Origin of the sequence: uncultured Psychrobacter sp. (genome assembly GCF_947500265.1) — a bacterium.
GTDB lineage: Bacteria > Pseudomonadota > Gammaproteobacteria > Pseudomonadales > Moraxellaceae > Psychrobacter.
In genome coordinates this window covers 1-12,622 of the sequence record NZ_CANMRN010000003.1, presented here as the reverse complement: position 1 = coordinate 12,622, position 12,622 = coordinate 1, and the positions used below count along the sequence as shown (strand labels likewise).

The following is a 12,622-nucleotide window of genomic DNA, read 5'->3' as shown; positions in this document are numbered from 1 at the left end:
ATCAAAAAGAATGTGTTAAAAACAAAAAAGTGAGCCCAAAGGCTCACTTTAAAGCAAAAATATCGAATAGTTAGGGTTTAACAGATGTCCTATTATAAACCCCATACCTAGATATTACTGTTATGAAATATAACTAACTGGTCATAAGTGATTGTTAATATAAACAATATATAATGACTTATTGTAGCATCAGTTATCAAAAACTCTCATATCTGCAAGGTATATGAATAACTGTACCTTATATGCTTAATTAAATGACAGTTAATGTCTAGTGCGCCTCATCCCAGTTTTGACCACTATCAGTCTCGACCAATAAAGGTACTGCAAAGTCAACGTTCCAGCCTTTTTCTACTGCCGTAGTCGTTAATACATCTTGCATCGCATCAGTAATCAACTGGCTAATCCCATCAACCTTATCTGCATCGACTTCGAACACCAATTCATCGTGGACTTGTAGCAGCATTTTAGCTTGCTCTTTTGGCAACACCTTATCCACGGCAATCATAGCAAGCTTGATTAAATCTGCTGCTGAGCCTTGAAGTGGCGCATTAATCGCCGCGCGTTCAGCACCTTGCTTGACCATTCGGTTGCTGTGAGTGATATCAGGCGTATAGAGTTTACGGCCTAATATTGTCTCGACATAGCCTTGTTCGTGAGCGCTGGCACGAGTATTGATCATATAGTTTTTGACACCCGGATAGCGCTCAAAGTACATATCGATATAGTCTTGTGCTTCGCCGCGGCTCATCTGTAGCTGCTTGGCAAGTCCAAAGGCACTCATACCATATAGTAGACCAAAGTTAATGGCTTTAGCATTACGACGTTCGGTTGAGGTGACGTCAGCGACATCCTTACCAAGTACTTCGGCAGCAGTGGCCGCGTGAATATCTAACCCTTCGTTAAAGGCGTGAGTTAGGTTTTTATCACCTGAGAAATGCGCCATTAAACGCAATTCAATTTGTGAATAATCCGCTGCCAAAATAACGCGACCTTCTGGTGCGATAAAAGCTTGACGAATTAAGCGACCAGTCGCAGTACGAATTGGAATATTTTGTAAGTTAGGATCTGTCGATGACAAACGCCCAGTGCTCGTTAATGCCTGATGGTAGCTAGTATGTACACGATCGGTTTCGCTGTCTGCGACATTATCCAGCGCATCAGTATAAGTGCTTTTGAGCTTGGACAGTCCGCGATACTCTAGCGTAATATCGACCAATGGATGATCAATTTTTGATAGTACAGCCTCACCAGTCGAGTATTGACCAGACTTGGTTTTTTTGCCACCAGCCACGCCTAGCTTTTCGAATAGCATCTCACCGAGCTGCTTAGGAGAGCCTAAGTTAAACTCTTCACCTGCTACTTCATAGGCACGCTTCTCTAGTGCGATAATCTCTTCATCGAAGCGTTTTGATAGCTCGTTTAAGAATGAACGTTTAATCAAAATACCATGCGCTTCCATTTGGCAAAGTATCTCTGCCGTTGGGATTTCTAGCTCGTGTAGCAATTTGGCATTATTGGCATCGTTAGCCAGCTCAACGCTGAACACGTCAAATAATTGATAGGTAATATCAGCATCTTCACAAGCATAATCGCTCGCGATATCGATGGCCACTTGATCAAAGGTAACTTGCTTAGCACCTTTACCTGCCACATCTTCAAAGCTGATGGTTTGCGTTTGCAAATAATGACGTGCCAAATCATCCATACCGTGGCGAGTAGCTGCCGCATTGATGACATAGCTGGCAAGCATCGTATCCATTGCCCAGTTATTTGGCTGCTCATGTATGGCGCCAACTAGGTCGATATCGTAGTGAGCGAGGATGTGCGCATCGTACTTTAGATGCTGACCGATTTTACCGATATTTGGGTTCTCTAAGACAGGTTTTAAGCGAGCTAAAACTGTATCGCGATCAAGTTGCTTGGCAGTTAGCTCATCACCTTCTAGGCTATGCGTAAGTGGAATGTAATAGGCTTCGTGTGCTTGCAACGCAAAGGATAAACCGACAATTTGTGCGTCACGCCAATGAACGCTAGTGGTTTCGGTGTCAATGACAAAATGCGGAGCAGCTTCTAACAATTCGACCAAGCTATCAAACGCTGGCTCATCGAGTACAGTGTGCCATGCTTTATCATGGTTAGCGCTGTCTTTGATGTTGTCGCTCTTGGTTGATTGGAGTGATTTTGCCACCTGTGCCTGTGACTCCGTATCGGCTTGGCTATCAGCAACACTTTTAGAGCCATTGGCAGGGTGATTTGGATGATCAAGCGATGCCAGCTCATTTCTAAACTCAAGCTCATTATATAAGTCACGCAATTCATCTATATGCGCACAAGGGTCAGTATTGATTTTTAGGTCATTCCAATCTTGACCGATTGCTAAGTTAGTGACGATGGTGGCAAGCTTTCGATTAAAAGGAATATCGTCAGCGTGTTCGATCAGACCTTTCGCCCCGCGACCTTTGATAAAGCCAATATGTTTGAGCATGTTTTCGATATCACCATACTCAACGAGTAGGTCTTTAGCAGTCTTTTTACCGATACCAGGTACGCCTTTGATACCGTCAGAGGCATCGCCCATTAGCGTTAAGAAATCGATCATTTGATTTGGGTTAATACCGAATTTATCGATTACCGCTGGTGTATCCGTGACTTTACCTGTAAAGCTGTCTTCCAATATTACGCAGTCGTTGACCAACTGCATCATGTCTTTATCACCCGTTGAGATGACCACATGATGGCCTTGCTCGACAGCACGATGGGCAAGTGTACCGATGATATCATCCGCTTCTGCACCCTCAATACGCAACAGTGGAATACCTAAGGCAGTAACCAAACGATGAATATAAGGGATTTGCTCTACTAGCTCGACATCGATGGGCGGACGAGCAGCTTTGTAATCAGCAGACATATGATGACGAAAAGTCGGTGATTTGGTATCGAAGCAGACAGCCATATGGGTAGGGTGATAGCGACGCATCAGCTTGAGTAGCGCGTTGAGTGTACCGCGTATCGCATTGGTGATTAGGCCCTGCGAGTTTTGCATGGTTTTTGGTAGGGCGTGATAAGTGCGGAACAGATAATAGGAGCCATCAACCAAAATAAAAGGCGGCTGATCTTTGTCTACATGACTGGTATCCATCAGCGCCACGTTAGGCATGGTATCGAAGTTTGGTAATGCTTTGGGGTCAAGCGCTTGGTGAGAGTTGTGGTTGTTATCGGTGGTATTGTCAGCTATGTCATCAGTCATAAAAGTCACTTATCAGCTATTAGATAAAAATATATACGCTTATTATAACGATAAAATTAGCGCGTGCCGAACTGCTTAACCGTTACGAGATGTTCTATCGTGTTCTTTTTTATTGAAATCTATATTGGAGTTTTCGATATTTCATGTCTAGGATAAATAAATTGCTAAAAATAAAAAAAGAACCCAGATAAACTGAGTTCTTTTAATATCTGATGAATATCGACTATTTATAATTTAATAGACGTTAATAACGAGTCTCTAAATGCGTTATTTTACTTCTGAAGAGACTTCGACATCGATGTTACCGCTAGTCGCTTTCGAATACGGGCATACTTCATGCGCTTTTTCGACCAATCTTTGGATCTCGTCAGCAGATAGGTCTGTATTGTCAGCGATGACATGGATTTTTACGGCAAGCTTATATTCGTGATTGTCACCTTGTAATAGGTCTACAGAGGTCTCAACAGTTGAGCCAAATGTTGCGCTTTCCATCTTTTTGACTACGCCTAAGGCGCCATCAAAACAAGCACCATAACCCATAGCGAGTAATTGCTCAGGATTATTACCTTTTTCATTACCGCCTGGTGGTACCATATTGATTTCAAGATCGCTATCGCTTAAGGTTGCTGTACCCATGCGGCCGCCCGTAACAGTAGATTTGGTAGAATATAGAGATTTCATGACACATCCTTTGTTGTGAGTTTTTATGTTTATATTTGAGTGGTAAGTCTTAATATGAAACTTAGCATAACAAATCGCTCACGCAGCTCAGTGCATAGAGAGTAAATATATACTGCTAGTTTGTAAATGAGATTTCGGACACAGTTTTATTCGTTTTTATATTTACGAGCTTATCGTACAGCCGCCAAAGAGGTACAATAGCGGTAATGAGCCATATATACATTATCAGTACGGATAATAGAAATCTGAATCATAAGGACATTGTTTGATGAATAGATGGATTGCGATACCTAGTGTTTGCTTTTTGACGACGCTTGCTTTGATAGGATGCGAGGAAGAAGACGGCGCTTATGGGACGGCTAGTAGCGAGATTACATTGACAAGCTTTGCTAATAGTTATGATAGCAAAGCCAATGCTACGGCGATTGCGCGAATTGATGAAACGTATCGTACTGGTGCGCGCGAGATCAAAACAACCAATCTCATCAACAATTATAGCAACCAAAGCCTGAATGATTTAGACAGAACCGTGCTGGCAGATGACTTCGAGGGTCGACTTGAAAATAAAGACATTGAGGTTAATAATCGGACGGTTAAACGCCCCATTTATGAAAAAAACACCAACAACCAGCTAGACTACCAAACCACTTATAAGGCGCTCAATTTATCAGGGTTACGTGCGAACAGCTATGTTGCTAGTACAAACGTGAACAATAGATACGGTATTATTACCGACTTAAACAACTATTCTGAAATTCCGACCAATGTTGCTTTTCCTGAAGGGTCAGTTTGTTACATCCCCGTAGTAACCAGTGAGCGCTCATTTTTGGCATTTAATGAGAAAAACAAGACTGGATACGCCTCAATAGAAAGATGGATTGAAGTGGCCAAAACCCGCTTTAGTGCAGATAGAGATCATAGAACTTCTCAATTCGGAGTGGGCATAGGCAATCAGCAAAAAGCCGCGCAAGTTATGTTTTTTGAGTACGATGATCAGCCTGCTTATGAATATAGCGGTGTTGAGTACGGAAAGGACGTCTATGAAGCAAACTATGTCGCCAAAGGTAGCACTGATCCGAATACAGACAGTCGTTTTGACGTAGTCGATTGTACAATCGTCAATGAGGTAGCTGGCGACTTCTTAGCTGAGCAAATCGAACGCTACTATTGAGATGGATTGGTGGCTATTAGTCGTGCTACTCAAGCATGATAATCGCAATTTAAAAGCCCAAAAACACGCTTCGTTGAAATAACGGGGCGTGTTTTTTTATACGCTAATTCTGCACCCTGATGCTAAATCCGCTACAATACGCCCATTATTTATTTTATTTATTTAGAGTCACTTCTAAATCACATAACTGTTGAAGCTGAAAATTATGAGCGTAGATCCAAAGAAATTAAATAAAGAAGTTGCTAAGCGTCGCACCTTTGCCATTATCTCGCATCCCGATGCTGGTAAGACCACCATGACCGAAAAACTCCTGTTATGGGGTCAAGCGATTCAGGTAGTGGGCGAAGTAAAAGGCCGTAAGACGGATCGTCATGCAACCTCAGATTGGATGAGCATGGAACAAGAGCGTGGTATCTCGATTACGACGTCTGTCATGCAGTTTCCGTATAAAGACCACATGGTCAACCTACTAGATACCCCAGGTCACGCCGACTTTAGTGAAGATACCTACCGCACTTTGACCGCAGTGGATAGTGCGCTGATGATGGTCGATGGTGCAAAAGGTGTGGAAGAACGAACCATCAAGCTGATGGAAGTATGTCGTATGCGCGATACGCCTATCATCTCATTCGTCAACAAGCTAGATCGTCAGATTCGTGAGCCGCTTGAGTTGCTTAGTGAAATCGAAGCAGTGTTGAAAATCAAATGTATCCCAGTGACTTGGCCTATCGGTATGGGTCAAGACTTCATCGGTGTCTATCATTTGACTGAAAATAAAACTTACTTTTACGAAAAAGGTAATGGCGGCAAGATGACGGTCTCTGAGACCCGAGAAGGCTACGATTATCCAGATATCCGTGAGCGTCTAGGACAGCTAATGTTTGACGCTTTTGAAGAGTCGCTTGAGCTGGTACAGATGGCGTTAGAAGAGTTCAGTGTTGAAGCATTTTTGGCTGGCGAGATGACGCCAGTATTGTTTGGTACGGCATTGGGTAACTTTGGGGTAAACATGGTACTTGATACCTTGGTCAAATATGCACCGCCGCCAAAAGCTCATCCAACGACTGAGCGTGAAGTATCAGCCACCGAGACAGATTTTACGGGCTTCGTCTTTAAGATTCAGGCCAATATGGATCCACGTCATCGTGACCGTATTGCGTTCTTGCGAGTGTGCTCTGGTAAGTACGAGAAGGGCATGAAAATGAAACATGTGCGTCTGGGTAAAGACGTACGTATTGCCGATGCGTTGACCTTTCTAGCAGGTGACCGCGAGGCACTAGAAGAAGCCTATCCAGGTGATATCATTGGCTTGCATAACCATGGCACCATCTCTATCGGTGACAGCTTCACTGAAGGCGAAGAGTTGAGCTTTACGGGTATTCCGCATTTTGCTCCTGAATTGTTCCGCCGTGTGGTGCTAAAAGATCCGCTTAAATCAAAAGCATTGCAAAAAGGCCTACAGCAGTTGAGTGAAGAGGGTGCGACGCAGGTATTTATGCCGCAGATTAATAATGATTTGGTTTTGGGTGCAGTCGGTGTACTACAGTTTGAAGTCGTCGCGCATCGTCTCAAAGAAGAGTACAAAGTTCAATGTACCTTTGAGCCAGTATCGATAGCTACGGTACGCTGGATTCATTGCGATGATGAAGTAGCATTGGCGAAGTTCAAGAAAAAAGCCCATGACCAATTATCATTAGATGGGGGCGGTTATCTAACCTATCTTGCGCCATCACGTGTCAATCTACAGCTGATGCAAGACCGCTATCCAGAAGTGACTTTTAGTAGCACTCGCGAACATTAAATTTATTTATATTTCTATATTGTTCATTGATTAAGACACGCCAGCCGTGTCTTTTTTATTGCCTGTGTTTACGACTCAAATAGTGAGAGTCAGATAACCGTTCGCTTACACCACCTCAAAAACGTGAACAGTCTTCCTACAATACATTGCAATTGTTACGGTAGAATATTGGATGGCATTTTATATTTGTAAAAGAGGACATATGCACACTACGACTCAAACTGATGATAAATCTATATCGGCTGATCTATTTTCGATAAAGGTAAGCCAGAGACGTTCAATTGCTATGTTGACTAGCAGCCTACTGTTAAGTGCCGTTAGTATGTCGGTAAATGCAGGAAGTTTCATTAGCAGTACGGAATATCTACCGTATCAACTACCCAGTAATATACAAGAGATGTGTGACAAGCGTGATAACTGTCCAGAGATTGAAGTTAAATATCTCAAAAGCAGTCAAAACTGGATAGATGAGATTGCCAATGCCCGTATCGATAACTTAGTCGCCAATAGTCAGATGACAGAGTCAGCACCTATTAAGGGTAAAATCAGCGAAAAAGAAGTTACGGCTGCTCTTGATAGCTTTGTGAGCTCACAATTTCAAGATATGCCTGATGATGTGTCGTGGGGTTATAATCTGATGGTAGCGCCCAATTATCTAGGTCATGTCGATGATTTTGAACTGTTTGAGATCAGCTCCTATGTCTATACTGGCGGTGCTCACGGCATGCCTTATAGCGAGTACCTGATATTTGATCCAAGTACCAAAAAGCAAGTCACGCTTGACGACATGCTTATCTCAGGTAAGAAACCTCGTTTTGAAGCGCTTGCCTATGATGCTTATAAAGTGTGGGTTAAAACGGTTGCCGAAGACGTGAGCAGTTATGAGAAAAACTGGCCATTTACGTTGAGCAATAATGTGACTTTGACAGATACAGGCGTTAGCATTCTTTATCAGCATTATTCTATTGGTCCATATGCTTACGGTATGCCTGTCCTTAATATCCCCTATAGCAAGCTCGACAAAGTTATAAAACCTCACTTTATACCAAAGTAAATACTGTATGGTGTTTGAGGAAAGTACTTAATAAACTGTACTAGGCAAATTCTATTAAAGAAATAGCGACAATACTTATCATAAATTGGCAGTAATATTTTAGAGTTATTATTTTTAGCATCATTGGATATTCAATAGAAAAATAAGGAGTTATAACATGACAAACGAGACAGATAGTATGAATACGGCAGCAAGTACAACTTGGCAGCTGAATGCATTGACCGAAGCGCTAGGTGACTTAACGCTGACAGTTAGTGATAGCTTATCTATAGGTCGTGGTAGTGATAACGACGTAGTGCTAGGTAGTAAGCAGGTTTCTCGCAACCATGCAGTGCTCAGTGTGCTAGATGGTCAGTTGTATGTGAAGGACTTAGATTCTTCTAATGGCACGTTTATCAATGAACAACGTATCGAAGGTAATGAATCTAGTCATCTAAAGGCAAACGATACGCTTGGCTTTGCAAGTTTTAGCTTTCAAGTACAGGAATCTACTGTACCTGTGACGACGTCAGAGAGTGAAACGCTAGCGCCAGTGACCACAGAAGAGCCAGTAGCAGATACACATGAGAGTGCTGACACGGCTACTGTGCTAGAAGCTCCTGCTAGTGAACCTGTGACCGAAGAGCAAGTAGTTGAAGAAAGGGTTCATGAAGAAGAGCCGATCATAGAACAAACAGGCAACGAGCCAGTGATCAAAGAAACTGGCATCGAAGAAATGTTGCCTGCTACAGATGATACTGTACCTGTAGAGCCTTTACCTGTAGATGCCGGCTCAGATATGACCGAAGAATCAGTAACCCCTACGCACGAAACCGTTGAACCAGCTGTTGAAGAGCTAGCTACTGAAGAAGCCGTTGCTACAGAGCCAGTTGTCAAAGAAACAGGGATTGATGAAGTACTGTCTGACGCGGATGCGACATCGCCTACGCCAGTAGAAGAAACGCCAGTTGCCACAGAATGGGTAGATGACACATCTGTACCAACAGCAACTGAAACAGAGGCTGTGACGTCTACAGAGCCATTACAGACAGCATCTACTGATAGCGCGCCAGTGGTAGAAGAGCAGCCAGCAGTGCATGAAGAGCCAGCAGTCCAAGACGAACACGACAAAACGACAAAAACAGAGTTACAAGAGGAAGCTGACCCTGAAGTTTTAAAAGCCAAACAAGCAGCTAGTGCACAGTTTTCAGGCACGGCTAATTTAGGGCAGCCGCGCGATCTTGGTACCGAGGGCAATAATGCGATGGATCAAGAAATCAGCAACCCTGCTCATGCAGGTCATGTAGAGAAAAAAGCGAGCGGCGGCTGGTTCATATGGGTATTTGTGACCATTCTAATTATCGGTTTGGCCTTATGGTTGTTTAATATGGGCGGTGCATAATTCAACTCTACACTAGGTCTTTGTCGTAATTTTTGACAGAGGCCTTTGTGTGCGTACTGTTTTTTAAACAAATGACTCATTATAGCGTCGATATTTTAGCGAATATTGGCGCTATATTTTATAGAGCACCTTATAGTTTTATTATTGCCTATAAGGTGCTAAGAGAGCGCTATTATGATGACTTTTGAAGAATACCAAGCTTTTAGAGATAGAGGCTTTAGTCACGCACCGCTAGTAAAAAAGCGTCTGATGGATGCGCAGACTCCCGTATCTGTATTCTCCAAAGTGCGTGATCTGAATGGCTCTGCCTATCTATTTGAGTCTGTAGTAGGCGGTGAGCGCTGGGCGAGATACTCCATGATTGGATTGGGTAGCGATCTGATTTTGCAGTACGCTGATGGCAATATGACGACCAAACGAAACGATCATATCGATACAGAGGCAGTAGAGAATCCCTTTGATTACCTGCGTGAGCTGATGGCGCAGTATCAAATGCCGACTGCTGAAGATGTGCCGACCATGCCGAGCTTTAGCGGCGGTCTAGTCGGTTACTTTGGATACGATATGGTACGTGTTATTGAGCCAAGTGTCGGTTTGTCTGATGCGCCCAATCCAATGTCGATGCCAGATATGTGGCTGATGCTTTCGATGAGCGTTATTGTATTTGATAATTTAGAGAATACGCTATCAATCATCGTCTATGCTGATTGCCAGTCTGAGGATGGCTACAGTTCAGCTATCCGTGAGCTAGAACAAATCGAGGAAAAGCTAGCAGAGCCGTCCAACTTGCGAGCACCTGTAATGCCTACGCCTAAATTTATATCGCAAACAGGTGCCGAAAAATACTGTAGCGATGTCGATAAAATAAAGGATTACATTGCCGCAGGTGACGTCATGCAGGTAGTGCCAGCGCAGCGCTTGACAGCGGACTATACAGGCGACTCTCTAGCCGTCTATCGTGCGCTTCGCTATCTAAACCCATCACCGTATCTGTTTTTGGTACATGGCTATACACTCGATGACCACAAACGCTTTGATATTATCGGTGCTTCTCCTGAAATCCTATCCCGCATCGAAAATGGCAAGGTTACGGTAAGGCCGCTAGCAGGGACACGGCAACGTGGCCGAGATGAGGCCGAAGACCTAGCGCTTGAGCAAGAGCTGTTAAATGATGAGAAGGAGACAGCCGAGCATTTGATGCTCATTGATCTAGGTCGCAATGATATTGGCCGCGTTTGCGAGTATGGCAGTGTCAAAGTCACAGAAAAGATGTTTATAGAGCGCTACTCACAAGTAATGCATATCGCATCTAATGTTGAGGGTACGATACGAGCTGATAAGGATGCATTAGATGTGTTTTGTGCCACTTTCCCAGCTGGGACGCTATCGGGTGCACCCAAAATCCGCGCCATGCAAATTATCGATGAGATAGAACCAGTACGTCGAACGGTGTTTGGTGGCTCAGTCGGTTATTTAGGTTGGAATGGTAATATGGACACGGCCATTGCTATCCGTACTGCCGTGATGCGCCGTGGTGAAATACATATTCAAGCCGGAGCAGGGGTTGTTGCTGATTCTGTGCCAGAAAAAGAATGGGATGAAACCAATAAAAAAGCATTGGCCTTAATAAAAGCGGTAGAAATGGCCTGTAATGGCTTACGTATTCGCTAATTAAATGGCCGGTGATATGGCAAAAATAAAGGCTGCAAGTAAAAAGCCAATTTATCGTCATATTTTTATTTATAAAAAAACTAGCTTAATCAGTAACTTAAATATTTATATCAAATTAATTTAAAAAAAGATGAAAAAGTACTTGCGCATCTCAAAAAATTTGATAGAATAGCCACCACTTTAAGAGAACAAGCCGACTTAGCTCAGTTGGTAGAGCAACTGACTTGTAATCAGTAGGTCGCCAGTTCGATCCCGGCAGTCGGCACCATCTCTCTTAAAGTAGCTTTTTATGAATTTGTCTTAAATGTAAGTCATTTTTGTTCAAAGCAACCTAAGGTGGGGTTGGGGAGCGGTCAAACCCAACAGACTGTAAATCTGTCGCGAAAGCTTCGAAGGTTCGAATCCTTCCCCCACCACCATATTTTCTAAAGTTTGTCATAGCGCCAAGCATACTCTCTATATCTCATAACTCTCGATTAGAGTTATCCTGAATAAGAGTAAATGCGGGTGTGGTATAATGGTAACACCTTAGCCTTCCAAGCTAATGACGCGGGTTCGATTCCCGCCACCCGCTCCATATATACACCATCGCAAAGCATAACAATAAATCATCACGAGAGTCAGTAATTATTGCTGCATCGTGATATTTTTTTTAGTGCAAATCAAAGGTTTCAATATACGCTCATATAGCTCAGCGGTAGAGCACTCCCTTGGTAAGGGAGAGGTCTCGAGTTCAATTCTCGATATGAGCTCCATTTATTGTTTATACCTTTTATGCTTGTTTTGCTATTTATATAACTTTGCGTCGATATCGAAATTATAGAATATTGAAATATATAACAGTAGTGCGGTAGACAATGATTCAAAGGTGACACTGAGGTGTTGCCTTTTAGTGCTGTCAGTATATTAATAAATATTGGTTTTGATGGTCTTATATAGAGAAGACTAAAACTAATAGGTCAGTATGCAGACATTCATACATTATTTTTTGCACTTTGGTTTTCCTCTTTTTATCGCGATTGCGTTTTTTAGAAAAGAGTGGAAAAAAGCATATCTGATTTTGCTTGCGACCATGTTGGTTGATATAGATCATCTGGTAGCAAACCCAATATTTCAGGCAAATAGATGTAGCATTAATTTTCATCCGTTACATACTTATTATGCGATGCTAGTGTATTTTGTTTTACTCTTTCTTCGTAAGCCTTTTAACATCATTGGAATTGGATTGTTGTTCCATATGTTAACGGATTTTACGGATTGTTTGATGATGTCGGTCAGCTAATATCGCGACCTTGCATATCAAGATAATTATACGGTTATAAGAAAGGTTATAATCAATCGAGCTTTATATCTACTAGTGAGAGAGAAGTTGATTTCGATTGAGAGATGTATGACTATTTAAGACAAGTCAGCGTATAATAACGGATACAAGAATTAGTTCGGAGCATTGTTTAAGCAGTGGTTCGTGCGGTTGATAGCTAGGTTTATGATGATTTAATTCTATTATGAGCCATTAAACAGCTTTTTATTGATCATTCACCAAAAAAAGAGGAAATACCCATGGCAAAGGCCAAGTTTGAACGTAACAAGCCACACGTCAACGTCGGTACAATCGG

At 42.6% G+C, this 12,622-nt stretch carries 8 protein-coding genes and 4 tRNA genes; 10 read left to right on the top strand and 2 right to left on the bottom strand.

What is annotated here, in order from left to right; genetic code table 11:
* Positions 1-268 precede the first annotated feature (268 nt).
* Positions 269-3,247, bottom strand: a complete 2,979-nt coding sequence (gene polA, locus Q0788_RS04995) for a DNA polymerase I (RefSeq protein WP_298808380.1) — start codon at positions 3,245-3,247, stop codon at positions 269-271.
* Between the two features lie 267 nt (positions 3,248-3,514).
* Entirely contained in the window at positions 3,515-3,928 is a 414-nt protein-coding gene (locus tag Q0788_RS04990; protein WP_298808379.1) for an Ohr family peroxiredoxin, read from the bottom strand.
* A gap of 268 nt (positions 3,929-4,196) precedes the next feature.
* On the opposite strand from Q0788_RS04990, the gene Q0788_RS04985 reads away from it, so the two are divergent.
* The 10 genes from Q0788_RS04985 (at position 4,197) to Q0788_RS04940 (ending at position 12,288) form a co-directional block, all read left to right on the top strand.
* Positions 4,197-5,099, top strand: coding sequence for a hypothetical protein (locus Q0788_RS04985; protein WP_298808378.1), 903 nt, complete (start codon positions 4,197-4,199; stop codon positions 5,097-5,099).
* 205 nt (positions 5,100-5,304) lie between these two features.
* A complete protein-coding gene (locus Q0788_RS04980) occupies positions 5,305-6,900 on the top strand; it encodes a peptide chain release factor 3 (protein WP_057758477.1) in 1,596 nt (531 codons plus the stop codon).
* Between the two features lie 202 nt (positions 6,901-7,102).
* Positions 7,103-7,954, top strand: a complete 852-nt coding sequence (locus Q0788_RS04975) for an RsiV family protein (protein WP_298808377.1) — start codon at positions 7,103-7,105, stop codon at positions 7,952-7,954.
* A 157-nt stretch (positions 7,955-8,111) separates the two neighbouring features.
* Positions 8,112-9,335: an FHA domain-containing protein gene (locus tag Q0788_RS04970; protein ID WP_298808376.1), complete on the top strand. Its 1,224-nt coding sequence runs from the start codon at positions 8,112-8,114 to the stop codon at positions 9,333-9,335.
* Between the two features lie 174 nt (positions 9,336-9,509).
* On the top strand, positions 9,510-11,006 hold the full coding sequence (gene trpE, locus Q0788_RS04965) for an anthranilate synthase component I (protein WP_298808374.1): 1,497 nt from the start codon (positions 9,510-9,512) through the stop codon (positions 11,004-11,006).
* A 192-nt stretch (positions 11,007-11,198) separates the two neighbouring features.
* Positions 11,199-11,274, top strand: a tRNA-Thr gene (locus tag Q0788_RS04960).
* Between the two features lie 67 nt (positions 11,275-11,341).
* Positions 11,342-11,425, top strand: a tRNA-Tyr gene (locus tag Q0788_RS04955).
* An 84-nt stretch (positions 11,426-11,509) separates the two neighbouring features.
* Positions 11,510-11,583 (top strand) — tRNA-Gly (locus Q0788_RS04950).
* 103 nt (positions 11,584-11,686) lie between these two features.
* Positions 11,687-11,761, top strand: a tRNA-Thr gene (locus tag Q0788_RS04945).
* Between the two features lie 209 nt (positions 11,762-11,970).
* Entirely contained in the window at positions 11,971-12,288 is a 318-nt protein-coding gene (locus Q0788_RS04940) for a DUF6122 family protein (protein ID WP_296209777.1), read from the top strand.
* Positions 12,289-12,622 lie beyond the last annotated feature (334 nt).

Coding starts and splice junctions, on each gene's coding strand:
- polA (WP_298808380.1), bottom strand. CDS start 3,247: ATGACTGATGACATAGCTGACAATACCACCGATAACAACCACAACTCT.
- Q0788_RS04990 (WP_298808379.1), bottom strand. CDS start 3,928: ATGAAATCTCTATATTCTACCAAATCTACTGTTACGGGCGGCCGCATG.
- Q0788_RS04985 (WP_298808378.1), top strand. CDS start 4,197: ATGAATAGATGGATTGCGATACCTAGTGTTTGCTTTTTGACGACGCTT.
- Q0788_RS04980 (WP_057758477.1), top strand. CDS start 5,305: ATGAGCGTAGATCCAAAGAAATTAAATAAAGAAGTTGCTAAGCGTCGC.
- Q0788_RS04975 (WP_298808377.1), top strand. CDS start 7,103: ATGCACACTACGACTCAAACTGATGATAAATCTATATCGGCTGATCTA.
- Q0788_RS04970 (WP_298808376.1), top strand. CDS start 8,112: ATGACAAACGAGACAGATAGTATGAATACGGCAGCAAGTACAACTTGG.
- trpE (WP_298808374.1), top strand. CDS start 9,510: ATGATGACTTTTGAAGAATACCAAGCTTTTAGAGATAGAGGCTTTAGT.
- Q0788_RS04940 (WP_296209777.1), top strand. CDS start 11,971: ATGCAGACATTCATACATTATTTTTTGCACTTTGGTTTTCCTCTTTTT.